The organism is Shewanella sp. DW31, from assembly GCF_015767295.1.
GTDB classification, from domain to species: Bacteria; Pseudomonadota; Gammaproteobacteria; order Enterobacterales; family Shewanellaceae; genus Shewanella; species Shewanella oncorhynchi.
Genome location: NZ_JADWMP020000008.1, coordinates 64,775 through 89,410, shown reverse-complemented (window position 1 = coordinate 89,410; position 24,636 = coordinate 64,775). Strand labels below are relative to the sequence as shown.

Below are 24,636 nucleotides of genomic sequence, written 5' to 3'. Positions count from 1 at the left end.
TATTTCTGTCACACTCGTCATCAAGTTGACATATTTCCCTCGTATCTTTATCCCAGATAAATCCCAGACTGATTTTGGCGTGTACGCAATATTTATCATTGAAATTCCTTCACTTGTCGGCAGTAAATCTGATTGCACAACGGCGGATGAATGCTATTGTATATTGCGCCATGACGCTTGCTTAAAGGAGCTGTGCAGTGTCCCCGAATACCGATAAACTTTCGATTGATAAAGAACTCTCTTGGTTGTCTTTTAATGAGCGGGTATTGCAAGAAGCCTGCGATCATAATGTTCCCTTAGTGGAGCGAGTGCGCTTTTTAGGGATATTTTCCAATAACATGGATGAGTTTTTTAGGGTGCGTGTGGCTGCGGTCAGACGCTCCATTTTGCTGTCATCCCTGCAGGAAGGTCGCAGTAACAGCCGCCATTTAATGGCCAAGATCCAATCGAAAGTGATGGCATTGCAAGAAAGGTTCGATGGCATATACACGGATTTAATGCGCGAACTTGTGCGCCGTAATATTTTGTTAATCAATGAGAAACAATTAAGCGAGTTCCACAGCGACTGGCTGAAAAAGCATTTTAGAGACCATTTCAAACGCCATATCGCGCCGCTTATGGTCAATAATAATCGCGATCTGATCAAGCAAATCAACGACGACGCCACCTATTTGTGTGTGTGTTTGTTCACTAAAGCTCGCCGCCAATACGCCTTAGTCGAAGTGCCGACTAAAAATGTACCGCGGTTTATCGAACTCCCAGCCGAAAAGAGTAAAGCGAAAAAATATCTGATTTTATTAGATAACATTATTCGCCACTGCGTAGATGAACTCTTTGGTCCCTTCTTCGAGTACGATGCTATCGAAGTGTATTCGATGAAGTTAACCCGCGATGCCGATTTTGATATCACTGACGAGCTTGAACAAACCCAGCTTGAGAAAATGACCAAGGGATTGAAAAAACGTCTTACCGCCGAGCCTGTACGCTTAGTGTATGACAAAGAAATGCCTGAACACATGTTGGTGATGCTCAAAGAAAACCTGAACATCAGCTCGACTGAATGTTTGATCCCAGGCGGGCGTTACCACAGCTTTAAAGACTTTATCGCCTTCCCCAACCCGAGCCGCGACTACCTCGAAAACGAAAAACTACCGGCGCTCAATAGTGCAGGTTTTGGCCGCAGTGCCAACAGTTTCGATGCGATTCGGATGGGCGATATCATGCTCAATTATCCGTACCATAAGTTTTCCCACTTTACCGAAATGGTGCGCCAAGCGGCCTACGATCCGGCGGTGCGCTTTATTCGAATTAATTTATATCGAGTGGCGAAAAAATCCCATGTAATGCAATCGCTTATAGATGCAGTGAAGAACGGCAAACAAGTCACCGCCGTCATTGAACTCAGGGCCAGATTCGATGAGCAATCCAACATCGAATGGACCCGCATCTTGGCCGAAGCGGGCGTCAAAGTTCACCACGGTATCACCAGCTTAAAAGTGCATTCCAAGTTGTGTTTAATTGGCCGCGAAGAACAAGGGGAAATCAAACTCTATTGTCACGTCGGCTCAGGCAACTTTAACGAAGGCACGGCGCGGGTCTACACTGACTTGTCGCTATTCACCGCTAATCAAGAAATTGCCCGTGAAGTGGAGCAAGTGTTTGACTTAATTGAGCATCCGTATCGCCGCGATAATTTCCAGCATTTAATTGTGTCGCCCTACGATGCCAGACAAAAACTGAGTCACTTGATTGATAATGAAATCGTCAATGCCCAAAGCCATATGAAGGCGGCGATTACCTTAAAACTAAATAACTTACTCGATGAATCTTTGGTCCAAAAACTCTATGAGGCTTCAGCCGCTGGGGTCAAAATTAAGTTACTCATTCGCGGCATGTGCTCACTTATTCCGCAAATACCCGGGATCAGCGACAACATCGAAGTCTACAGTATCGTCGACCGATTCCTCGAACACTCGCGGGTGATGCTGTTCCACGCGGGTGGAGAGAACAAACTCTTTATCTGCTCCGCCGACTGGATGAGCCGCAACATAGATAACCGCGTTGAAGTGAGTGTGCCGATTTATGATCTGCGCCTAAAACAGATGATAATGGATATTTTATCCTTACAGTTCAATGACAACACTAAAGCACGTGTCATTAACAAGGAACAAAGTAATCCTTATCGGAATCGCGGTAACAAACGAAAAGTGCGTTCTCAAATTGCCATTTATCAATATCTGATTAATTATGAGAAGCGCCAACTGCAAGAATTTAATGCCTTACGTATGTCCACCCATGAGGGTGACGCTGAGCGAGAAGTGAAAACTCAGCCTGACATAACACCTGAGTTACGGGCCAAAGCCAGCTAATCGCTGGCTTTATATCGCTTTGATTGCCTAAGGATAATCCGATTGGTAACCACATATTCGCACACACAGTCATACGCTACGCCCAGCAATGTACTCGCAAACTCTAAATCGCGCCACTTTGTCGCCATCGATATGGGGTCGAACAGTTTTCATCTGGTCATCGCACGCGAGCAAGATGGTAGTTTGCAGATTTTACATAAAGAAAAACAACAGGTTCAGCTCGCCACTGGACTCAATGCGCAAAATATTCTCGACAATGACGCCATAGAACGTGGGCTCAATTGCCTACGGGATTTTAACCAACGATTTTCCAATCTCGACCAAGCGCAAGTGCGATTAGTCGCCACCCACACTCTGAGAATCGCCAAAAACCGCGATCAGTTTATCGAGGCGGCGCTCGCCATCATGCCCTATCCGGTGGAGGTCATTTCGGGCCATGAAGAAGCGCGTTTGATTTATAACGGTATTGCCCAAAGCCAAGTGCTAGGAAAAAGTAATTTAGTCATCGACATCGGTGGCGGTTCTACCGAAGTGGTGATCGGCCAGAAAAATACCCCAACTCAGTTATCTAGCCTGCGCTGCGGTTGTGTGAGTTTTAATGAGCGTTTCTTTATTGATGGGCTCATCACCCCAGCCTCATTTCGCGATGCCCAAAGTGCGGCCGATAAGCAGTTCGCGTCGCTCTCAAAGGAATATTTCGCGGGTGGCTGGGAACTCACCTTGGGTAGCTCAGGCACAGTAAAAGCCATCTGCGAAGCAATTCAAGAAGAGCACGGCGATGAAACCATCACGCTGCCACGACTCAAACAGCTCAAAATCAAGTTAATCAAATGTGGCCATATTAGCCAAATCCAATTTGCCAACGTCGATGATAAACGCATTCCCTTAGTGCCCGCCGGACTTGCCATTTTGATCAGCTTTTTTAGGCGCTTACCGATTCAAAAACTTGAGTTTAGCCCAGGAGCACTGCGTGAAGGCGTACTCTATGAACTGGCAAAGATTGGTCAATATCAGGATATTCGCCACCGCACCGTCGACAGTATTGCCCAGCTTTATCATATCGATATGGCCCACGCGGCTAAGGTACGCGACACTGCTATGGCCTTGTTTGAACAGGTCGCCGATGAATGGCAATTAAGGCCCCATGCGCGCTTGCTTGCCTATAGCGCGACTTTACATGAAATCGGATTACACATTAATTCAAAATCCCTGCACAAACACGGCGGTTACATTATCAGTAACAGTGACTTACCTGGGTTTAGCGAAGCATTACAGCTGGATTTAGCGCGACTTATCACCAACCACAGAAAAAAGCCTAACGAATTAATGCTCGCTGAACTCGATCCCAACCATAAGCTCACGCTCAATCGCCTACTCAGCCTGCTTAGGCTCGCTGTCTTGCTCAATCTTGGCCGTATCGCTAAGACGCTGACCTTAGATCATATTAAAGTGATCCCCGATGGACTCATGCTAGTACTACCAAGCCATAAGCGGAAAATCAGCTTGTTTATGAAAGATTTACAGCGAGAACAAAAACAAATGCTCACCCTTGGAATGAACCTGCGTTTAGTGTCTAGTCTGACTTAGCTGTTACGGCGTTAGCTCAGCCTAACGTGGCCGAGGCGAGTGTGGGTTAGCTCTGTGTGAGTGTATTTAGCGAAGGATTCGGCACTGTTCGGCGCTAAAATATTGCCCTTAATCGAGGGCCATTATCTCGCCTAAAACAAGGTTAAGTTAGCTGTCAATCTGGCTAGGTAACCGGATTTCAACAGCATAGCGGTAGACTTAATCCATGCGCCACAACAGATTAAAGTTTAAAGGATTTTTAACCCTTCACTAAAGCACAAATTCCTGCTCGCGCGTTTGCCGCTGAGTGGGAATTTCTGCTATCATCCACGGCTGACTAATCATAATTCCACGAATTTAAAGATAATCAGAGTCAAACCCTTTTTATCTCGCGATATCAGCCCCATCGCCTGCAGGTACAAGTATGATTAACCACTTTAGTGTGCTTGGTATAAAACCCAGTGCCAAAGAAGACGACATTAAAAAAGCCTATCGACGGCTGTCAAACAAATATCATCCCGACAAGTTGTTAGGCGCCTCGGAAGAGGAAAAGCAGCAAGCCGCCGTACAACTTGAACGCGTTAAAAATGCTTATGATGTGTTGTCCGATCCTAAGCGACGTAACGCGTTTATCAAAGATTTCAATAACGTCATAGTGACCGATCCCGCGAGCGCTATGCGCGAGCTGTGGGATCAATTTTATCCTTGAGCGTTTTCTAGAGTAGTGTCAAATGGTCAAAAAACTGAATATCTCACGCATTAATGAGCTAAAAAATAATGCCTACGACAATATCGAGTCCTACGACGATCCCGATACACCTAAAGCGCTAGAGCAATTTACTAGCCAAATCAAAAAGGTGTTAGAAGCCGATCCTAAGATGCTCGATACTGTGCCTGAGTACCTGCCTGTCGCGCTTTACGGTCGAATTAAGTTTCCCGCCGAAGCCAAACTCAAGTGGGCACATTGGATAAACACGGCAACTCAACCCGAGTGGGATGAGTTTAAAGTCACGATTGGCTTTAACAATGCTGATTTACCTTTAGTGTTAGCCGTGCGTGGTTACTCGGAAACCTTACTAATTGAAAGCTGCGCCGTGCTGTATTTACTTGAAACTCAAGGTAAAGCAACGCCAGCAGCAAAACATCACGACGATGAAGATGATGACAACGATTATGTTGGCACCTCAGATAACGACGACGATGATGAAGGCGAAGAGGAAGATGGCTACTACGATCACTACGATGATGAGGACCGCTAATGAACACTAGTCTCATTGAGATTACCGTCGCCGAAATTAAAGAGTTGGCGGACGTAGAGCCAAAACAAGCGAGCAAACGCTTTGAAATCATTGCAAATACCATGAGCGACGAGCAATTAGTCGAAGTTATCGAACACATGGATATCGTCACGCTGACCCAAATCAACAGTCATCATGATATCTCTTGCCCTTCGATCATGTCTGAACTCATGACCCCAGAACAAATTCGCGACATCGTCTGTCAGCAACCTTTGTACTGGGAAGAAAAAATCAAAAACAATGCCGAAGAGCTTATTCAGCATACCTTTGATTTTTTGACCTATTTAATTCGCATCCAAGATAGCGAAGAAAAGCAAACTGCGATTCTAGAATGTATAGCCGAAGATCCTGCGGGCCTCTTCTACCTGTCGATCCCTTTCATCGAAATGATGTTAGGCGAAAAGCATGAAGATGAAGACGGCTACACAGATCTCTATGATGACGAAGAAGACACTGAAACCATCGGCTACGACAGCCGCGTCGCCAGTGAAGATGCACACAGCCTCAGCATAGACGACCCACGCAGCCTAATGGCCTTGATCCACGAGCTCGCGCCCGATGTGGAAAAAGCCATTAAGAGTCTGCTGCGTAACGAAAGCTCAGGTTGGGAAATGATCATCAGTAAGTTTGTCAACGAGCTGGTTATTCAAGCCAAAGAGAAAAACCAAGTGACGGATGAATACGCTGAAGTCGATGATATGTTTAGCTTTTTGGATTAAGGAATTATTTGATGCAACTGGTACTGCGTGATGTAGATCAAGGCCCCTACCTGAGCAAGGTATTGATCCAAGGCCAAGCAGACGAAACGCTGAGCGGTGAACAGCTGTCACAAATCAAATCCAAAGCCATTTTGATGAGCCTCAAACTGGCCGATAAGTTTTACAACAAGTACAAAATGCACCTGCTTGAACAAGCGGCACACGATGTCATTGGTGTGGTGAGCCTTGGTTTGATGGAGTTATCAAACCAGAATCCGCAGCAGGCAATACGCCTGTTGATCACCGCCGATGGCGTAGTCAAATGCTTTCAAAAAGGCTGGAGCATGCTCAGCACTGTCAGCAAGCACAAACTCGTCAACGGCAAGTCACTGTACGGCGATGTCGACAAGTTCTTGCTTGAACAAGTGTCTAGCCCGCCAGATGCGGAAGAATGGTTAGGCTATGAAGCCTATCAAGATGCCCTGCTTGAACATCAACGCCAACAGTCGATAGCGGCCCTATTGGCACAGTTTTACGCGCAATCGAGCTATGATCCGCTAGATTTTCTCAATCTAGAGAGTGTATTAGCCGAAGCGGTACTGTATCGATTGTTGTTTGATGGCGCCAAAGTCAGACAGGATTTGAAAAAGCGTATCGGCAAAATCACCTTAAAAGAGGAATGGTTTACCCGTGAGCATATCGAATTGGAAACCCAGAAAGCGTTAGCAGAATTACCCGCAGAACTCGCTGAAACCATCAGTAAAGATCTCGGTAAAAACTTTGTCCCCGCCCTACTGCGTACCCTGCACTTTGCGAAAAGCTACCGCGAACTCTTACTCAGCGACGCTTCACCCGAGCGCTTAGAAAGATTCGAACATAAAGAAGGTCTCGTCGGCCTCCTTGGCTGGCCACTCTACATAGTACTTTGATCGGTCCTTTAATCAGTAGTGTGTTCAGTACGTTAACGAGTACTTAAGTCGTTTTAAAATGAGTGCTTTATTGAAAAATAAAGCACTTTTTAATGTCTTGTTTCTCTATGTCCAATCCCATCAATCAGTATTTAGGTCTCAGCTTTGAGTGTTTTTAGCTTTAAAATAAGTAACTTACAGAGATATAACTCTTCAGTTAGATAAATTCTGGAGATTCATCCCTCCTCAGATAACCCCAAATCCGAAACATACCATTTTCTATTGAATAAGGAATTGAATATTGGGCTAATTGTGCGCTTACAACATCAGAAAAGTCCGTCACTCGATCCGCCACTAATCTGCCTAGCCATTCTCTTTTGAATGGATCAACTTCTAACCACTCAATGGTTTCTGCTATTTCAAGCAACTCGTGCCACCACACAGCAGTAAAACCTGCATTAGGGTTTTCATCATAAATCAATTTGTATCGCACATGGGGAGTAAAGTCTTCAGACTCATTTAATGCCTTTTCAAGCTCGCACCACTTTGTTTTATTCATTACAGACGAAAGCTGATGCTCGTTTACATACTTCAAAACTTCAGAATTCATTTTTTAGTGTCTCAAGCGACTAAGTGAAAAACTTAATGATATAGCTTTAATAGATATATATTGCCAATAAAAACTAATTAAAATGACAGATAAAATGATGGGTAATAAATTAGGCCAGCCATTTTTAACCGTGGAGCGCTTATTGGTTTGACCTACTCATATTGGCTTGCCATCGTATTTGCTCGTCGACAGGGTGAATAGAAGCCTAGGGATTCTAAGTTTATGAACGAGAGCCATGGAGGGCGAACTGGCAGTTAAGCATGGATGTTGTTCCAGTCCATCCTAGAATGCCCGACCGCCCCATCCATGGGGCGGACGGTCGTATCGCAAATCACCACGGCTCACCTTTCGAGCATTCGCGTAACCTGTAGGTTTAAAAGGCATACGTAACATACTTTTGGACAAAACCTTGTTAGATAATTCACTCTGCTTAGTCAGATTCGGATTAGCTATTAGTAACGTCTCTGTTGACTGTAAATTAATCAACTCTCGATATTACTAGTCGGAATAGGCATAGCAGGGACATGAATCAATTCTATAAAGATTTGATTCATCTCAAGGGAAAAAAGCGCCCCAGAATAGCTGCAAACGGGGCATTGGGGATAGCGTGAATCAGTCTGATGTAGAGTGATTCACGGGCACGATTTTTAGTTAAACAACCATGAGGAAATCGATGGCTAATGCTCGACTCACCGAGCAGATTTAGTTGGTCGCTCTTTAGACGTGTTTTTTGCACTAAAGCTGACAACTACTATGCTTTTGAATTTATCAATCAACAAATATAGATTCTTCTGAAGAATCAGCATCAAGTAACATTTGAGCAAGGACTTTATCTACCCTCTTACCGTCCATATCCATAATTTCGAGTCGCCAACCTGCAACTTCAACAATATCTGTGGTTTGAGGTATTTTCCCTAATTCATACATTAAAAATCCATTTAGCGTTTGATAACGCCCATCCTCTTCATTTGGCAATTGCTTTATACCTAAAGCGTCTTTTAGGTCAAAAATAGGGATTAGACCATCTAGTAATAATGAGCCATCTTCCCTTTTTATCACCATCTGATCATTCACATCTTCCTGAAAAAACTCACCAGTCAGTGCATCCATCATATCTTGAAGCGTTACCAGCCCTTTCAAATCACCATATTCATCAACAACAAACACCATCTGCGAGCCTGTAGTACGAAAATGCTCAAGTAGCTCCATTCCAGATAAGCTGTTGGGTACAAAGTTACAATTCTTAACGAGATCCACCAATTCTAAACGTTCACCCGCGATAGACTGTGAAAGGAGTTGTTTAGCTGAAATAATACCCACCATATCATCGACATTGTTACGACAAACAGGAAATCGTGAGTGAGGAGACTGCATAACAGTTCGCAGATTTGCATCAAGAGGCAGGTTTAAGTCGAGAAATACAATATCAGACCGTGGCACCATCAAAGAAGAAATAGTACGTTCATCTAATCGAAAAACGTTTTTAACCATCGCATGTTCATTGTGCTCAATCACCCCTGCAGATGAGCCTTCCTGCAACATTGCCTGAATATCTTCCTGAGTCACATTGTCGTCAAGTCTATGCGAAAATCCCATTAGACGCATAAGAGCATGAGTTGAACCGGATAACATCCATACAAATGGTTTGGTTGCTATTGCTAGAAATACCATTGGTTTAGCCATTAGACAGGCAATACTTTCCGCACTGACTTGACCAATTCGCTTGGGAACTAACTCACCAATGACAATTGACACATAAGTGACAATGATGACCACTAGAACGGTTGAAAAGATGTTGGTTAAATCTGGACTTAGACCAAAAGTCTGAAGCCAAAGTGACAAAGGTTCGGCGAGGATGGATTCACCAAATATTCCGTTTAAGATCCCTATTGATGTTATGCCTATCTGCACAGTTGACAAGAATTGCGTTGGATCTTCTGCCAGTTTGAGTGCTGCTTTAGCAGTGCTGCTACCGCCATGAGCAAGGGCAGTTAGCCGTGACTTGCGAGCAGTCACAATGGCGATTTCCGACATAGCAAATAAGCCATTTAACACAATCAAACCAATAAGAATAAAAATTTCCATAGTCGTGGCTCTGGGTTCCGCTTTAAGTTGAACAAGAAAAAATGAATAGACAATTGATACTGAAACTCAATGAGCTCAGCTAAATATCGAAAGATAGCTTAGATACAACTCATGAAATAATCTTCTTAAATAACAAAAGAATATAACGAAAGGACCTTTCCCAGAACGGGCTTGGGGTATGATTTGAAATTCTCAGAACAAACCATCTACTACCTGCTATCAACTTTTTGATTAGCCGTGTATTTGATTGTGTAGAAAGTTGTCTTAACTCATTGAAATAAATGGAAAGACAATGCTTATTGATAATTGCTGCAACAACTGAAGTTACAGCGTATCGTCGGTGAGGGTCCATAATCCTACATAAAAAAGTGATTGTAATTCGCATATTAAACGAAAAGAGAGAGTTGTAAAGTATTAGTAATTAACATAATTAGTACGGATACTTAAGCTCTAATATTAAAAAATTATAGCTTAAGTGTATGAGTAGCGAAGACTACTTAGGTCATCAGTTGTACGGAGCACTTACGTTTTTACCTTACTTAAGCACACTAAGGTTAACAAAAATTTAAGAAAAACACCTAAATTTTAATGAAGCTCTAGTTGATTAGAATAAAACCAAAAGGCATAGTGCGCACATAGATTTTAACCGTTATCGCATTAAAGTGAATTTTTGCAAAGTGTCCTTATCCTATCTCCAATAACAGTGGCACTGAGTGAATGATCCATTTTGTAAGAGTGTAAAAATGCTATACATAAAAGTTTTGGGCAATGGATGCACAAAATGCACAAGTACAGCAGTGTTAATCACTGCTATAGCGACTAATCATGGCATCAGTATTAACTTGATTATGGAGTCAGATCCAGAAGTGATGATGGACTATAGAGTGGTGAGCTCACCAGCGGTTGTTATTAACGAAAGATTAATGCATTGGGGCTCTACTCCCCAACCATACATGGTTGAATCATGGCTAAACATTTTGCGCTGAATTGTTGCATTATCACTGCTCAATAAATCAATAAATCAATAAATCAATAAATCAATAAATCAATAAATCAATAAATCAATAATGTACTTTCTTATTTCACTCTCACTTCAACTCCCAATTAATATTCTATACATATAGAAAACAAAGAAAAATCACACATTATTATTGTTGAATTGTTACCTTATTTTCCAAAATATCTGTAAGCACAACAATACTCATTAACAAAGGCCGGTCAATATCCAAGCTTGATACGACGAGTCTACTGGTTTCAATTAAGAATGGGGCAGAAGCGCTTTAACCCAAAGCTAACGCCAAATACTAGATTTTGCTCCCGAGAATCACTTCAAAGTCTGATCAACTGTAACGGTTTATGAAATCCCTGATGGTCAGGCCTTACTTTTTGGTAGTCATTACTTTATGTATCTCAAATTATCAGACAACAAATGGCTGAACTTCAAGCTGTGGTAAACTTTGGGGCAATAGCTTTTTAGCTAAACGAACAGCAGAAGGGTTAGTTAAGATTGGCATTGTTGCACCTGTAACCTTCTAAAACAGGGATATTTTATTAGAGCCCTCAGGGAGGCTTCTTGTTAAATAAAGAGGTGATGAGTCACTGGGGAAACAATGAAAATTGATGCGTCACAACTGACAACAACTTTATTTTGCTTTTGGGCAAAAAGAAAAGCCCGCGGCTGCGGGCTTGGCGTCACTTTAAATATCAGCGGAATAAAAGGACTGGCTTAACGGTAAGTCAGCGTTGTGGTATCCGTTAACTTGTCGTTATCTTTAACGGTCAGTTCAACAGTGTGTTGTCCACGGCGGGCAAGGCGCAATACCACTTGACCGTTAGCACGGGTGCCATTGTCGAACGTCCACTTATGTTGTTTGATCACACCATCGGCATCATAGCTAGTCGAGATAAACATATCGACTAGCCATAAATTAATACGCTGAATTTGCGCAACGGGTGGTTGTTTAACATTGCCAGCAACCACTGTCAGCATTTGCGACGTGCTATGGGTTAGGCCGTCGTTATCAGTCACAGTTAGCGTGACCAAATACTCGCCGCTTTGGCTGTAACTGTGGGTCACAACCTCACCCACTGCCACAGTGTTATCACCAAAGCTCCACTCGGCTGATACGATTTGTCCATCACTGTCGGTTGAAGTGGATGTCAGTTGCACCGCTGCACCATTCACCACTTGAGTGAAACTGGCCACTGGCGCGACTTTTTCCGCTTCGAGCAAGAGTGAAATCACCACAGGATCGTGATCCGATGAGCGGTAAGCATCACTTGCGAATAAGTCTTGGATTTGAGCGGGCGTCTTAAACTCTTCGTTGTAATCCAATACACGTGGTTCGTCGGTATTGATATGCCACTGCGTCACATCCACCACTTTATCCAGCAGGGCTGCGTTCGCTAAAGCATGGTCCAACTGACCCGATTCAGCCGAGAATACATAGGAATAAGGATTTGGTTTTTCAAGTTTGGCAAACAGCTCACTAAAGCCTGCATTACCTAAGGCCGTTAATGGATCTTCCTTCGCATAGGCGTTCAAATCACCAATCAGCAGTACGCCTTGATCTGGATATTGCTCGCTAATCCATTGACCTGCAGCCGTCGCCGCACGGGTACGAGTGATATTACAGTTGCCTTGACCGTCGTTAAGATCAGGTTCGCCCGCACATTCACTGCCCTTAGATTTAAGGTGATTAACCGCAACAACCACGCCTTCTTCACTGCCGTTCACGCTAAAGGCTTGCGTCAGCATTGGACGGTTTTTACTGTCGTCAAACAGGGGCTGTTGATCGCTATCTAATGGCGAATTCGCACTGGATAAAATACGTGCAGCGCCCTGTGGCGTGACTTTATCACTGCGATAAATCAAGCCGACTGTGATGGCATCGGTGCCAATCGCATTCATGCCTGTTGGCGCGATATAAGCGTAACGTGCTTCACCCACAGCGGCATTCAAACCTGCGACTAAATCAGCAATGGCTGAATTGGCGCCAAAGCCATCGTTCTCGATTTCCATCAAACCGAATACGTCGGCACTAATGCCCACCATGGCGCTGACAATCTTCGCCTTTTGACGCTCAAACTCGCTTAAGGTATTGGCACCACGGGCGGTTGGGAAACCTGCACCTTGGCCATCACCATTGAAGTAGTTAAGCACGTTAAAGCTAGCGACTTTTAGATTACCACCATCAACCAATGTGGGCGCAACTGGGCGTGGGTTTTCCGCCACAAAGTTCACCGTTTCGATTGGCATAATGCGATACAGATTAAAGCCATAGTGCATTACACCTGTGAGCGATGTGGCTTTATCGCCTACACGCACTGTGTTTGATGCGCTCAAACCAGGAGCGGGGAATTGCACAGGATCAGGATTCTGCGCCGTTAAACCGTCATCCAGTAAAATACTGTCACGTTGGTTGGCTGCACTCACAGCTAGCGCATCCGCGCCCGGTGCAGCCACCTGCGTACCAATAAAGTGGCGCTGACTGCCTAATGAAATCTCGCCATAACGACCGAGGTTATAGACTTCATTCACCACTAAATCTTGGCTAAAACGAACACGCATGCCCTCAAAGGGCTCAAAATCATCACTGCTGTTAACTGGTAAGGTCACTAGCGCGGCCGTTGGTAACGTTTGTCCTGTAGCACACAACTTGTGATCAGATAAAGTCGTTAGTTCAGTTAAGCCTTGATATTCAGTGACTTTTGCTTTTAAACGAATACGATCGCCTGCCACATAAGCAGTGGGTGCAGTACCTGTATACACAAACACACCTTCCGAGGTTTGGGGATCGCTATCGGCTTCGTTATCGGCCATTTGTACAAAAATGCCCTTAAGACCTGCTTCTTGATTACTGACGACAACCGCCTCAACCACTAAAGTTTGACCATTGAGAGGGCTAGCAGCGCCCGCGCCTTGGAGCGCATGAATTGCTGTGGCTTCTTCGCCGCACACTAAAGAGCTTGGTGGAGGGTCGACGGGATCGGTTGGCGTACCCGCACTGAACTTACCAAGATCAGAAACATCGTCCTTAGCAAAACCTAGCCAAGTGCTAAAGCTTACTGCATCAGTACTGATAGGATCGGCAATCAGCAGATCAGGATTACGGCGCAGGGTATTATCTTGAGTGGAGAGATCACCACTGCCCCACTCGGCACCGGGATCAACACCGACTTTGCCTAAACTATCAATGACTTGATTTTGATAGGTCAGCTCAATCGCATCGTCGCCATTAAAGAAGCTGGCGCTACTCTGTTGATTTGTGACAGCAAGGATATCGGCAGAAGAGTCATTATCGGCAACCACATAAGTCGCCCCCGCCGCTAAAGAGCCCGTGAGCGCAATGGTCGTGCCGACGTTTGTGCTGCCATTAAAATAGAAGCGCAATTGGTATTGGCTTAAATCAATAGCGCCCGCGGTTGGGTTATACAGTTCGATAGCTTTATTATTGCTGCTGCCTTCGACATATTCAGAAATGATCAAATTATCCGCGCCATGGGCAAGCCCACAAACGCTGCTGATGGCTAACGCCAGCACAGTTTTAGTGTTAAACATTGAGACCCCTAAATGTATTGTTTTAATATTTGGTATTTAATTGATGCGCTTAGATGCTTCAAGGTGATGTCACCTCGAAGACTGACGATACTATAGGCGGTCAAGGTTACAAATTGGTTGCATCAAAGTTGCAACTTAAGGTGGATATTATTCGTGCGATTTAGCGATCAGAACTAGGAAGAAAGCAGTACGGGAGATGCTGGCCGAACTACACAGTGCGGCCAGAGATAAATCGAGGTTAATCAAGTAAGCAGAACAAATGGATGGCAATCATGACAATCATGACAATCATGACAATCATGACAATCATGACACAGGGTTATAATGGCTGAAGCTTTTCATCGAGTAAACTGACGAGCAGTAACTCACCTTGCAAATTCACTCTAAACTCACCGTATTTAGCTTCACTAAAATGATCGGCTTGTCCTTCTTCAAAGAAAAAGCTGTTCGATGCGAGCTTAATTTGATTACCACGGACACGAAACTGCACTCGTAGTTGATCTTTACCGAGTGCTTGGTCGGTATAAAAGTCCACAAAACGCGCCACTTTTTGCCCATCAACAGCCAGTAATAACTGCCCCTGCATTTGTTGCGGCGCTAAGGCACTACGCACATCGCGCGCAATGGCATATTCAAGCGCCATGTAATCACCCTGCATTAATGAGCGCGGATCGACCGGTGCTAATGCAAAACGCACCACTTGACCGTGATTAAGCAGTTGTTCGAATTTGAAAATGCGCCAATTCACGCCAGCGAGAATCGCAACAGTCGTGAACAGTACTATGCCCAGCGCCCATTTATGTGGGGCCGACAGTTTTCCCTTCACATTGCCCATCACATTTCCCATCACATAGTCTCCTTGGCATTTTCATTGGCAGGAAATAACCGCCACATCACTAACCTTGCCACCAACAGCAAGGCGCCTAAGCCCATCAAATAACCAGATTTAAGTAACAGAGTCGTCTCTAGGGAATAATAATACCCGCTGACAAATAACAGCGCCGACACCATTCCCATACCTTTCAACCAAGACTCGTTGCAATAATGACCAAGCAAGATCAATAGAATAGCCGTTGATAAACCCTGCATAGGTAAAGATAAACCGCTAACGATGACTAAACCGATAACACACCCTAGCGCCGCTGGTGAGCTTAGTGATTGCTGGCGCTCGCGCAAGATTGTCACCAATAAAAATCCGCAAATAGCGAAAATAATCAACAGATGAGTCAGTGTCAGCCACAGGCTTTGCTGCCAAGGGCTAAATAAGACTTCAAAAATACTGTCCATACTAAAAGCGTGCATCAACTGCAACGAAAGCAACGCGAGTGCGAAACCATAGATGAGCATCCGAGCCCTGCGATAATGACGCCCGAACTGATTGATATTTAATAACACTAGACTAATGACTACGGCAAAAAGGCTCGGGCTAAAATTGAGCAGTTCAAATTTTGCCATCAGGCCAATCACGCACCAACTTAAGCAAAAAGCGAATACAAACTGGGCTAGCCCATGGGCAATCAAGCACCACAATAACAATGTAATACCCGCCATACAGAGATACCATGTGAGGCTAAAATCATTGTTAATTAAATCAAATAATCCCCATGCCACACTGATCAAACCACTCAAACAGGCGGCAAAAGCAAATTGTTCAATAAAAATCTGTTGCCGCGGTAAAAAATACAGCCCAATCCCCAAGGCTAAATAGGTTAAGCCGATAAATAAAATGACATCTTCTTCAACATGCTCAAAAATGGCACCAAACACTGCCATCATGAAACTCAATAAAAACAACGCCGCTATCCAAGCAGCAAACGCCTGCATAGTGGCAATATACCAAGGGATATCATGGTCTTCTGGCATTTGAGCTGCACTAACATTGCCTTCGGCATACAAAGCTTGCCAGTGTTTGATTAGACTTAATTCACTCGAAGCGTCGATTGACGTAACACTATCAGTGCAGGGTCGAGTGATCATTTCGCTATCCTGTAAACCATTATTGTTGCTCATGAACATCTCCCACGCCCACGATCCCTTGAGTGACGATTCTTACAAACTGTGGTTTAAGTTTCCGGCTTAGCTCCCTCAACCAAATACTCAAACCTGTGCTTGCCAAAATGATATAAAGCCCAATAAACAAAAATCCACCTATGGGGTCATTATCCTCAAACATCAGCTTTATCAGTAACGCGGCGCCTACGGCAATCAGGCTAAAACCGCCCAAGGCCAAGGGATATATGCGTGGTAATCTATAACGAAAAATAACGAATCCGAATATCAGATGGGCAAAATAACCACAGAAGATCCCAGTGCTGAAGCTATCACGTTCAAGGAAATCGTCGAAAATAAGCCAAGTGATTAACCAAGTAAAACAACCCATAGCAAACAATGAACAGGCATATTCAAGGATTGGCGCATGCCAGCGCCCCGCGACTTTGTGGTCTAAAAGTACAAAAGCATAATAGATAAATAAATTCAAACAGATAAAGATCAGCAATTGTCCTTGAGCGCCCCAAAATAATCCCCAGAAATGGGAAAAGGAATCCAGAAATATCCCTATGCTGAGGTTTAACAATCCCACCAGCAACAGCCACAAACCATCAAATCCCGCCACCCAAGCAAAGGGTAATATAACGAATGCCCATAGCGCGAATAACTGCCAAGGATCGGCGCCCGTTTGATAGGTTTGCCCAACTAACGCTAATAAGCCACCAACTAACACACTTGCGGCCAGTAGCACGCCATTGGCGGTCGTCGCACCAAAAGTGCTGTCTTTACGATAAGAACTAACAGGGGAATAAATGTTGGCACGATAATAGAGCCAAGCAAATGCGCTGATAGCGAGTATTATCGCCACTTCAATCAGTCCAAATTTGGCAAATCGCCCCAAAGATTGCCAATTATAAGCAAAGAAAAAAATCACCCCACAGGCAAAACTTAACGCACCGAACCAGAGTAATAAATGAGCGATTAAGCGACGCCAACTCGACCCATCCGGCAAGACTGTCACCTGTCGATAAAGCTTATTCGCCTGCTCTTGCGTGATATGTCCCTGTTCAACCCAACCACACACTTGAGATTTTATCTTGCTCAATGTGAAATCTCCCTCATCCTGTTTGCGCTAGCTTACTATGACAGATTTAAAATTCGCACTTTATCGACAGCATTGAACAAATTAAATTGTGTATACTTGTAAAAAATCATTCATGCTAAAAATAACAAGGGGTGACTATGATATTGAGCCAGTTGTGTCGTCTACTCTTTTGTTTAGCCTTAAGCATTAGCGCATTTACCACGGCTATCGCCCAAGATAAAGTTCAGTCGCCAGCGATTCCCAAGTCAATTCCGACAATTCATGTCGGTGGTTATCAATTTGCTCCCTATGTTCATCAACAACAAGACGGCCGTTACACAGGTCTCACACTCGATATCATTAATGCATTAAATCAAGTACAACAAGAAGTGGTCTTTAAATTTGCCGTCACCAGTATTGAGCACAGATATAAAGCCTATTCTTTAGGTCGCTTCGACATGATGCTCTTTGAGAATCCCGCTTGGGGATGGCAAAAAATAGCGACTCAGTTTATTCCGCTACATATGATAGATGGTGAAGTCTTTATTGCACTTAAAACTAAAGCTCATAACCAAAGCTATTTCAAAAACTTAACCAACAAGTCAATTGCGTTCATCAAAGGATATCACTACCAGTTTGCCCACTTTGAAACCGATGCGAATACGCTGGCAAAGCAATTTCGTCCCTTGTTCGTCAGTCACAATAACGCCTCTATCGAAAGCATTCTGCGTGAACGCGCCGACCTAGCGCCCGTGACTAACTCTTACTTACAGTATTATTTAAAGGTTCATCCAGAAGAGAGAAAATTACTTTTAATATCAGATGAATGGGACCAAAAATACGCCAATGGCATTTTACTCAACCCCAGTTCACAGCTCGATAGCAAAAGGCTCTCACACTGGATTGAACTGCTCATCAATAATGGCAAACTCGCTGAACTCGCCGCCCAATACGGTATTCAATTAACCCCATAATTCGCTGTTTGTTTTTCAAACTCTGACGCTTCAATCGCGATGATTTATCAAGTTCTCATGAGCAATTTACGCGGCAGACAAGAGTGGCCCTAGCATAGCCAAAATACCAATGAGCAAGAAAATCAGCGCTTGCACTATGATCATCTGTCCACTATTTGGTGGACTCAGAGTGGCAATGTAAAACTGCCAAATCGCAAAGATCCCGTAGTTCATCCCGAGGAATAACAACAGGCTAAAGGCATACATCCCAGGGATCACCTTAAGTGCACAGGCTAAAAGTGCAACCGTTGAAACCACAAAAAATACCGATTGGCAGTGAAATAAGCACAGTAGCATTTGCTTGCTTTGCTGTGACACATTCGCCTTCAAGAGCGGCGCCAATAAAACCCGCTTACCATAGATTAAATGGTAGCCACAGACTCCAGCACTCAAAACAGTCGCTGCCATTATTGTTAATACCATAGTGCTCCTATTTAGTACTCATATTTGATTATCTTTGAATATCGTAAACTGAACTAAGAATTTAAAACTGAGGAGAATTTAAACCCAAGGCTTAAATACTTGACCATGTAACTAAGACCCTAAAAACTGCGGTTGAGTTTCAGCCGAGCGAAAATAAGCAACTTGGTTCTAAGCCCCTAAACCAAACAGGGCTAAAATCTATGGGAAAACCGACTCAATATGAATGACCCCATCAGCTCCTTAGTGCTTGTGCTTTAAGCAAAAAGGAGCCATCAGGCTCCTTTTCTTCACAATCCGTAAACGATTACCCTGACTAAAACCTACGATTACATAGTCGCCATAGTCCAATAATTTAAACGCTTTTGTGGATCGGCTAACAGGTTTTTACATTCTTCTTTATATTTACCCATTAACGCACCTAAGTTGCTTGACCCACCTAAGCTTTCGATTTGACGGGCTTTAGCATCGGCAACCGCTTGAGTGACCTCTGCTTCAGAGCTGTATTTCTTAGCTAAATTCTCAGACTCAATTTTAGAACTTTTTAAACGCTCACCCACGGCCTGCATTTGCGGTGCATTCATCGCCCCAATGGCTTCTGAGCTAATTTGATAGTAAGCGGCACATTCAATGGCTTCTTTACTAAACGCTTTTTCTGCTTCATCAGCCCAAACTGCAGTACTGGCACTTAAGACTAAACCACCTAATACTAACGTTTTTACCTGAGTTAACATGTTACTTTTCCTTTTAATCGCCATAAATAAACCTACTCAAGCCCTCGGTGGAGCTCAAGTTCGTAGATATAAAAATCTTGGTTACGCACAAAGCCTAAACCTTCATACAAGCCCTGCGCGCGCTGGTTTTTTTGCTGTGTTTCTAACATCAAATAACTCATATTATGCGCTTTGGCATAACTGGCGGCCTGTAGCACTAACGCCCGCCCAATACCGACACATCGGGCATGTTGAGTCACATACACATCATTGAGGATCAACATAGGGGCCAAACGTAACGATGAAAAACTGGGATACATTTGAACAAAACCTAATCCAAGCCCTTGATTATCTTTGGCTATAAATATCACCGATGAGCCATCTGACACTCTTGAATGAATAAACTGCTCCGCAGCCGCGAGATCATCCCTACGCCCATAAAACTGGCGGTACTCATTGAATAACACTGCAACCTCATGGACATGAGTCACATCTACTCGAGTTATAATGCTTGCCATGGGCCTTTCCTATTTATCATTAGAGTGTTAACGGTCGTTGTCGCAATCGAAATTGCAGACTGTTTTTCACCGTTGGCCACTCGGTATCAATAATGGAATACACCACGGTATCGCGGATCGTACCGTCCTTAAGAATCTTATGATTTCGCAATACACCATCTTGCTTAGCGCCCAGTCTTGCAATGGCTTGTCTCGAAGCTTGATTATGCCAGTGAGTACGGAACTCAACGGCAATGGCGTCTAAAGTTTCAAAAGCAAAGGTCAATAACAGCAGTTTAGCTTCAGTATTAATCCCAGTGCGCTGGGCACGTTTAGCATACCAAGTGTATCCAATCTCAAGACGGCGATTATCAGACTCCCAGTTGCAAATTCGCGTGCATCCGACGATTTCCCCTGACACTCTATCCCGCACCGCAAAGGGAAAACTCTGGCCCTGCGCTTTTTCTTCGAGCGCTTTAGCCACATAGAGCTTCATCTCAGTTGGCTCAGGGACACTGGTAAACCATAAACGCCAAAGTTGACCATCTGTGACGGCGAGACTCAATGCCGCCACATGGGACAAAGATAAGGGCTCAAGTACAATATGCTCACCACTTAAACAACCTAAGTTATCTTCACAGCCCACAGTATCGCCTCCGTTAGATGATATAAAAGTGTGTTGTAGCGCACGTTTTTATCTAGCCTAACATTAAACGAGAATAAAAAAATACCCTATTTTCAGTATGATTGGACAAATTTACCCCATTGTCGGCGGCTTAGATTACCTAAAGCTTAAGAGTGTAAAAAAATTTGAAAAAATGAGTAGAAGGTAGTTAAAACAGGTTGGAATAAATACTGCTGCGGAAGAACACGCCGTGATGGCCAATCAATATCCGAGAAATAGCCAATGACATTGCGCAGTCGCGATAAGTGATTGGTGATTGGTGATTGATGATTGATGATTGATGATTGATGATGACCAAAAGCGGCAATCGAGAGCAAAAACACCTAAACCTGTGGGCAGCATTTAGGCGTTTGTTATCTGGTGAAGTTAAAAGCTAAAGTTAAAAACCATGCACGCTGTTACTGACCCTAAACCAGCCCGCAATGCTATTACGCTGGGCCAAGGTTTTGGTCACTTCATGGGGAAAACGCTCACTGAGGAAAATCACAAAATGGCCCATTTTAGGCGCGATGCGCTCAATCTCAATATCGGCTTCATCATAGATAATCAACTCACCACAATCTGCCGCTTTCCAATCAGGATTTAAGAAAAACACTGTGGTTAAAATACGATTTTGGCTGCCCTTAAGTGCATCAACATGTTTTTTATAAAAGGCCCCAGGCTGATATACCGCATAGTGGCTTTCATAATCGAATAAGCCCATAAACAAGCGACGATTCAAGCCATTTTTGAGTTGTGTCATCAACTCAAGATACTGGGCATCGGGCTCATTTTGCTCTTCTAGCCACTGTATTCTGTCACGGCGAATGTCTGGATTTAAGTGCTGTTCAGAACCTCGACCGATAGAGGCAGCTTTTAATTCATATATTTCAGTTGATTGAATTTTTTCCAATAGTACTTGGCTAATACAGGAAGGAACTAAGTCAGATAAAAAGATATAGCCTTTGTCTACCAAGGCATCAGCGATCACGTCCAGCATTGCTTCACTTAATTGCGAAACCATTATGCTACATCCAAAAAAGGGCTACGCTTTTGCTGTACTCAAGGGCTCAAGGAGGGATTAAGTGAGCCTGATTTTCGAGGGGCGTCGATAAGAGATATGATTGCCATATCTCAACGATAAATTTTGCGAAATTCTAGAATAAAGAAGACGGAATTACAATAAAATAAAAACCTATATAAACAATACGTTAAGGTTAACCAAACAGTTCAACAGGCGCATCATGATCACTAAGCTGCAAACAACGCTCAAAGTGTAATCCAAGTTTGTTTAGCAAAGCTTTTGAAGCACCATTATGGCTGCTAACAATCGCGACAATACGCGCTATTCCTAGGCTTTTGCCTAAGTCCATAGAAGCTTTAGCCGCTTCGAATGCATAGCCCTTGCCCCAATATTGCGGCAAAAAAGCATAACCTATATCGACATTGTCCAGTGTCGGCCGTTTGATTAAACCGCAGATGCCAATGGTGAATCCATTCTCGGCGAGCACTACAGCATAAAAACCAAAACCGCACTCGGCATAACTTTTCATCGGTCCATTGACGATATAATCCTTAGCCTGCACAAGTGTGCGTACTCCTCTATCCCCGATATTCTCTATAAAGCCTTGGCTATTGAGCAAGACTAACATAAAAGAAGCGTCGGCTGGGATTAACTGCCGCAGGATGAGTCTAGGAGTACGCGCAACTTGCATAGAATTTCTCCACTAAAAAAAGAGGCGGATTTATAAATAACGGACGTACTGACTGCCGTCCTTTTGCGGTTTCTTAGGAGCAGTAACGGCTGGCGTACCCACATACAAAAAGCCGACGATTTGATCGTGTGGCTCAAGACCTAAAGCAACATTCACATTCGCATCAAAGGCAAAATCCCCTGTACGCCACACTGCCCCTAAACCTAAGGCGAAGGCAGCCTGCTGCATTGCCATCGTCGCGCAGCCCGCTGCAATGAGCTGTTCAAGCACGGGGACTTTAGGATGTTGCTGCGTTTTTGCCACGACAGTAATTACCATAGGCGCACGCATTGGCATACCCTTAGCTTTATTGACAAAATCCTCATCGGCGCCGCTCGCTTTCGCTGCCTCAACAAAGATATCAGCCAAGGTATCTAACCCTTTTCCTACGGCAATAATAAATTCCCATGGCGCTAGGGCGCTATGATCTGGCACACGAATGGCAGCATCTAAGATGATTTTTAATTGACTTGCATCTGGAGCAGGAGCAGTTAATCGTGGGGTTGATTGGCGAGTGAGTAAAAGTTCAATAGCGTCCAAGTTCTTATCCTAGTTCGATATAAATTGCGCTCAAGCATAGCAAATTGCTGACAAAGAGGCATAAAAAAATCCCACCGCTTGAGTGGGATTTAACTTGTTGAGTGCACTTAACAATCGAGTGGGCTTCAAAATTAAATGCGCTTGAAAATCCGATGCCGTTAACAATTGGGCCCGCTTGAGAAAGACTTACTTAATCCCACAGCGCTTTGCGATGAAATAATCTAGGCTAGTGTAACGACCACCGCCTAAGGTAAAAAGCGCCAGCAACATAATAAAATAGGTGATCGCAAACTCAATCCCATTATTAAGCACAGCTAAGTTACCTGAGCTAGTCAGCCAGTCATAGTTACCGTGCTCCTGCAATATTTCTTTGGCTTTCGCCAGTTTATCCCCTGCCTCAAGCACTCTGTCATTCGTAAGCCAAGAACTACCATCGGCAATCGCTAACCAACCATTTGGCCAATGCACAGTCAATGCGGCGACCAACATAGTGACCATTAAAGGGATAGAAATCAGTCGCGTCGCGAGCCCAAGCAGTAACAAGATAGCGCCAAAGAACTCAGTTCCCGCCGCCAATCCTGCCATTAACGCCGGCATTGGCAGACCTAAGCCCCAATCGGGATTGGCAAACCAAGCAACCGTATCTTCAAAGTGAGCGAGCTTGTTATAGCCTGCTTGCATTAACACAGGTGCAAGGTAAATCCTAAGGGCTAATGGTGCTAAGCCTTCGAAATAGCGGCTCATATTGAGCAGTTTCTGGTAAAGGGATACGAGTGGCATAAGGTCTCTATTTAGTCGTTAGTAGGCTGATTTATTGGCTTGCAGGAATAGACCCTAGCAAGGCAATAAATCTTTCATGGCCTAGGCTTCTTTTTCAATCGCTTCCTGATTCAGTTCCTTGAGATCTTGAATGAGTCCACCTAACTTTTTATAAAAATGCTTAGACTGCTGTTCCGATAAGCTCGCATTCATCGCCAACAACAAAGTCCCAAATGCCTCAGTATTTTTACGTAAAAACACTTTATGTTGCTCTGACTTAAGCTCATCGGGCTGCGTCATCAGCAAGGTCAAACGCTCGGTTAATAATGCTTTATCGGCACGCTGACCCAGTGCAACCTCAAACTGGCGTAACCATTCGTGCCTGTACTCAAGCCACATATCTAAGGTGGATAAACGCTGTTGATTATATTGGTGAATAAGCACTTTTTGCTCCGCAGTTACACTTCCAAGCCAATCATCAAATTGGGTTTGAAGGTTTTCATCGGCATCTTTTTGTAACTGTTCAGGGGTTTTTCCCGCAAATTCTTTAACGAGCTCCTGCTCTTCCTCCCGTAATTTTGTGAGGATCTGCTTCACCTGTTCATCGGACAAAGACATTATGATAGGTAGAAGCTCGGGCAAGGCGAACTCAAACAATCGAAACCAATGCCGCTTAGCAATATTCACATGATCTGCCCATAGCACTGGCGTTAACGTATTGGTTTTTATGAGGCCTTCGACTTCGGTCAATTGCACCACATAATGTGCTAACTCTTTGGATTGATGCCAAATGACAAATTTTTCAATGAGGGCATCAAATGCCTTTTGCTGAGATTTATCTAAGGTAACATAATCCTCTTGCTCCCAGCCGATGGCCCAGTCGAGGAAATGGTAACTGAATTTAGTGGAGCAGGCGCTTAAGCCTAAGAGACACACAAGTAGCATCACGCCTTTTTTCATACTGAATAATCCATCCTAGAATTGTTGCTAATAAGACGCTTGAGACTATATAAAGTTGCTTTTTATATCAAACAAGTTTGTCTAATAAAGGTTTTCAGTATGTTCTACCCGCATGTCCCACCAATCGCGCGGTCAATGCCATAAGGGA

Annotated in this window: 23 protein-coding genes; 8 read left to right on the top strand and 15 right to left on the bottom strand. The window is 43.9% G+C overall.

Features of this window, described 5'->3' with window-relative positions:
- Nucleotides 1–197: 197 nt before the first annotated feature.
- The 6 genes from ppk1 to GWI56_RS09005 all read left to right on the top strand — a co-directional run bounded on the left by ppk1 (nt 198) and on the right by GWI56_RS09005 (nt 6,860).
- Nucleotides 198–2,369, top strand: a complete 2,172-nt coding sequence (ppk1, locus tag GWI56_RS09030) for a polyphosphate kinase 1 (RefSeq protein WP_028760273.1) — start codon at nt 198–200, stop codon at nt 2,367–2,369.
- Nucleotides 2,370–2,411: 42 nt separating this feature from the next.
- Nucleotides 2,412–3,956 carry an exopolyphosphatase gene (ppx, locus tag GWI56_RS09025; RefSeq protein ID WP_198572711.1) on the top strand — a complete coding sequence of 515 codons (1,545 nt, stop codon included), beginning with the start codon at nt 2,412–2,414 and terminating at the stop codon, nt 3,954–3,956.
- Nucleotides 3,957–4,359: 403 nt separating this feature from the next.
- Entirely contained in the window at nt 4,360–4,644 is a 285-nt protein-coding gene (locus GWI56_RS09020; RefSeq protein WP_006081330.1) for a J domain-containing protein, read from the top strand.
- Nucleotides 4,645–4,666: 22 nt separating this feature from the next.
- Nucleotides 4,667–5,194, top strand: coding sequence for a hypothetical protein (locus tag GWI56_RS09015; RefSeq protein WP_115015148.1), 528 nt, complete (start codon nt 4,667–4,669; stop codon nt 5,192–5,194).
- Nucleotides 5,194–5,952 carry a hypothetical protein gene (locus GWI56_RS09010; RefSeq protein ID WP_006086363.1) on the top strand — a complete coding sequence of 253 codons (759 nt, stop codon included), beginning with the start codon at nt 5,194–5,196 and terminating at the stop codon, nt 5,950–5,952. Before GWI56_RS09015 ends, GWI56_RS09010 begins: the two co-directional genes overlap by 1 nt.
- Nucleotides 5,953–5,963: 11 nt before the next feature.
- On the top strand, nt 5,964–6,860 hold the full coding sequence (locus GWI56_RS09005; protein WP_006081327.1) for a hypothetical protein: 897 nt from the start codon (nt 5,964–5,966) through the stop codon (nt 6,858–6,860).
- Nucleotides 6,861–7,056: 196 nt separating this feature from the next.
- Here the strand turns inward: GWI56_RS09005 and GWI56_RS09000 are convergent, their stop codons facing one another.
- Both GWI56_RS09000 and GWI56_RS08995 read right to left on the bottom strand, forming a co-directional pair.
- Nucleotides 7,057–7,449, bottom strand: coding sequence for a DUF6678 family protein (locus tag GWI56_RS09000; protein ID WP_131525557.1), 393 nt, complete (start codon nt 7,447–7,449; stop codon nt 7,057–7,059).
- A 768-nt stretch (nt 7,450–8,217) separates the two neighbouring features.
- Nucleotides 8,218–9,534 carry a hemolysin family protein gene (locus GWI56_RS08995; RefSeq protein WP_131525558.1) on the bottom strand — a complete coding sequence of 439 codons (1,317 nt, stop codon included), beginning with the start codon at nt 9,532–9,534 and terminating at the stop codon, nt 8,218–8,220.
- Between the two features lie 743 nt (nt 9,535–10,277).
- On the opposite strand from GWI56_RS08995, the gene GWI56_RS08990 reads away from it, so the two are divergent.
- The gene (locus tag GWI56_RS08990; RefSeq protein WP_131525559.1) at nt 10,278–10,520 is read left to right on the top strand and encodes a thioredoxin family protein; all 243 of its coding nucleotides are present in this window, start codon (nt 10,278–10,280) and stop codon (nt 10,518–10,520) included.
- Nucleotides 10,521–11,260: 740 nt separating this feature from the next.
- Here GWI56_RS08990 and GWI56_RS08985 read toward each other — a convergent pair.
- From GWI56_RS08985 to GWI56_RS08970, 4 genes are all read right to left on the bottom strand, one after another.
- Entirely contained in the window at nt 11,261–14,095 is a 2,835-nt protein-coding gene (locus tag GWI56_RS08985) for an ExeM/NucH family extracellular endonuclease (protein ID WP_198572710.1), read from the bottom strand.
- A gap of 319 nt (nt 14,096–14,414) precedes the next feature.
- A complete protein-coding gene (locus GWI56_RS08980; protein WP_198572748.1) occupies nt 14,415–14,930 on the bottom strand; it encodes a GDYXXLXY domain-containing protein in 516 nt (171 codons plus the stop codon).
- Nucleotides 14,931–14,941: 11 nt separating this feature from the next.
- On the bottom strand, nt 14,942–16,105 hold the full coding sequence (locus tag GWI56_RS08975; protein WP_198572709.1) for a DUF4401 domain-containing protein: 1,164 nt from the start codon (nt 16,103–16,105) through the stop codon (nt 14,942–14,944).
- Nucleotides 16,092–17,189, bottom strand: a complete 1,098-nt coding sequence (locus GWI56_RS08970) for a DUF2157 domain-containing protein (RefSeq protein ID WP_198572708.1) — start codon at nt 17,187–17,189, stop codon at nt 16,092–16,094. The genes GWI56_RS08975 and GWI56_RS08970 overlap by 14 nt, the downstream gene beginning before the upstream one ends.
- A 137-nt stretch (nt 17,190–17,326) precedes the next feature.
- On the opposite strand from GWI56_RS08970, the gene GWI56_RS08965 reads away from it, so the two are divergent.
- Nucleotides 17,327–18,142, top strand: a complete 816-nt coding sequence (locus GWI56_RS08965) for a transporter substrate-binding domain-containing protein (protein WP_198572707.1) — start codon at nt 17,327–17,329, stop codon at nt 18,140–18,142.
- A 66-nt stretch (nt 18,143–18,208) separates the two neighbouring features.
- On the opposite strand, the gene GWI56_RS08960 is transcribed toward GWI56_RS08965, so the two are convergent.
- From GWI56_RS08960 to GWI56_RS08920, 9 genes are all read right to left on the bottom strand, one after another.
- Nucleotides 18,209–18,604, bottom strand: a complete 396-nt coding sequence (locus GWI56_RS08960) for a hypothetical protein (protein WP_113938740.1) — start codon at nt 18,602–18,604, stop codon at nt 18,209–18,211.
- A 326-nt stretch (nt 18,605–18,930) separates the two neighbouring features.
- Complete coding sequence (locus GWI56_RS08955; protein WP_105252762.1) at nt 18,931–19,335, bottom strand: hypothetical protein; 405 nt, start codon at nt 19,333–19,335, stop codon at nt 18,931–18,933.
- Between the two features lie 32 nt (nt 19,336–19,367).
- Nucleotides 19,368–19,832, bottom strand: coding sequence for a GNAT family N-acetyltransferase (locus tag GWI56_RS08950; RefSeq protein WP_028760288.1), 465 nt, complete (start codon nt 19,830–19,832; stop codon nt 19,368–19,370).
- 19 nt (nt 19,833–19,851) lie between these two features.
- Entirely contained in the window at nt 19,852–20,457 is a 606-nt protein-coding gene (locus GWI56_RS08945) for a GNAT family protein (protein WP_198572706.1), read from the bottom strand.
- A 418-nt stretch (nt 20,458–20,875) separates the two neighbouring features.
- A complete protein-coding gene (locus GWI56_RS08940; protein WP_028760290.1) occupies nt 20,876–21,499 on the bottom strand; it encodes a 2OG-Fe(II) oxygenase in 624 nt (207 codons plus the stop codon).
- Nucleotides 21,500–21,692: 193 nt separating this feature from the next.
- Nucleotides 21,693–22,190 (bottom strand): GNAT family N-acetyltransferase, encoded by a 498-nt coding sequence (locus GWI56_RS08935; protein ID WP_198572705.1) that lies wholly within the window; start codon nt 22,188–22,190, stop codon nt 21,693–21,695.
- Between the two features lie 30 nt (nt 22,191–22,220).
- Nucleotides 22,221–22,769, bottom strand: a complete 549-nt coding sequence (locus tag GWI56_RS08930) for an NAD(P)H nitroreductase (RefSeq protein WP_198572704.1) — start codon at nt 22,767–22,769, stop codon at nt 22,221–22,223.
- Nucleotides 22,770–22,955: 186 nt separating this feature from the next.
- Nucleotides 22,956–23,549, bottom strand: a complete 594-nt coding sequence (locus GWI56_RS08925) for a DoxX family protein (RefSeq protein ID WP_198572703.1) — start codon at nt 23,547–23,549, stop codon at nt 22,956–22,958.
- An 81-nt stretch (nt 23,550–23,630) separates the two neighbouring features.
- Nucleotides 23,631–24,488, bottom strand: coding sequence for a DUF6279 family lipoprotein (locus GWI56_RS08920; protein ID WP_113938746.1), 858 nt, complete (start codon nt 24,486–24,488; stop codon nt 23,631–23,633).
- Nucleotides 24,489–24,636 lie beyond the last annotated feature (148 nt).

Bases quoted from the DNA above. Each gene is read 5' to 3' on its own strand.
- GWI56_RS09015 (WP_115015148.1), top strand. From the start codon at position 4,667: ATGGTCAAAAAACTGAATATCTCACGCATTAATGAGCTAAAAAATAAT.
- GWI56_RS08975 (WP_198572709.1), bottom strand. From the start codon at position 16,105: ATGAGCAACAATAATGGTTTACAGGATAGCGAAATGATCACTCGACCC.
- GWI56_RS08995 (WP_131525558.1), bottom strand. From the start codon at position 9,534: ATGGAAATTTTTATTCTTATTGGTTTGATTGTGTTAAATGGCTTATTT.
- GWI56_RS08940 (WP_028760290.1), bottom strand. From the start codon at position 21,499: ATGGTTTCGCAATTAAGTGAAGCAATGCTGGACGTGATCGCTGATGCC.
- GWI56_RS08955 (WP_105252762.1), bottom strand. From the start codon at position 19,335: ATGTTAACTCAGGTAAAAACGTTAGTATTAGGTGGTTTAGTCTTAAGT.
- GWI56_RS09005 (WP_006081327.1), top strand. From the start codon at position 5,964: ATGCAACTGGTACTGCGTGATGTAGATCAAGGCCCCTACCTGAGCAAG.
- GWI56_RS08950 (WP_028760288.1), bottom strand. From the start codon at position 19,832: ATGGCAAGCATTATAACTCGAGTAGATGTGACTCATGTCCATGAGGTT.
- GWI56_RS08920 (WP_113938746.1), bottom strand. From the start codon at position 24,488: ATGAAAAAAGGCGTGATGCTACTTGTGTGTCTCTTAGGCTTAAGCGCC.
- GWI56_RS08965 (WP_198572707.1), top strand. From the start codon at position 17,327: ATGATATTGAGCCAGTTGTGTCGTCTACTCTTTTGTTTAGCCTTAAGC.
- GWI56_RS08985 (WP_198572710.1), bottom strand. From the start codon at position 14,095: ATGTTTAACACTAAAACTGTGCTGGCGTTAGCCATCAGCAGCGTTTGT.
- GWI56_RS08960 (WP_113938740.1), bottom strand. From the start codon at position 18,604: ATGGTATTAACAATAATGGCAGCGACTGTTTTGAGTGCTGGAGTCTGT.
- GWI56_RS09010 (WP_006086363.1), top strand. From the start codon at position 5,194: ATGAACACTAGTCTCATTGAGATTACCGTCGCCGAAATTAAAGAGTTG.
- GWI56_RS09000 (WP_131525557.1), bottom strand. From the start codon at position 7,449: ATGAATTCTGAAGTTTTGAAGTATGTAAACGAGCATCAGCTTTCGTCT.
- GWI56_RS09020 (WP_006081330.1), top strand. From the start codon at position 4,360: ATGATTAACCACTTTAGTGTGCTTGGTATAAAACCCAGTGCCAAAGAA.
- GWI56_RS08935 (WP_198572705.1), bottom strand. From the start codon at position 22,190: ATGCAAGTTGCGCGTACTCCTAGACTCATCCTGCGGCAGTTAATCCCA.
- GWI56_RS08925 (WP_198572703.1), bottom strand. From the start codon at position 23,549: ATGCCACTCGTATCCCTTTACCAGAAACTGCTCAATATGAGCCGCTAT.
- GWI56_RS08980 (WP_198572748.1), bottom strand. From the start codon at position 14,930: ATGGGCAATGTGAAGGGAAAACTGTCGGCCCCACATAAATGGGCGCTG.
- GWI56_RS08990 (WP_131525559.1), top strand. From the start codon at position 10,278: ATGCTATACATAAAAGTTTTGGGCAATGGATGCACAAAATGCACAAGT.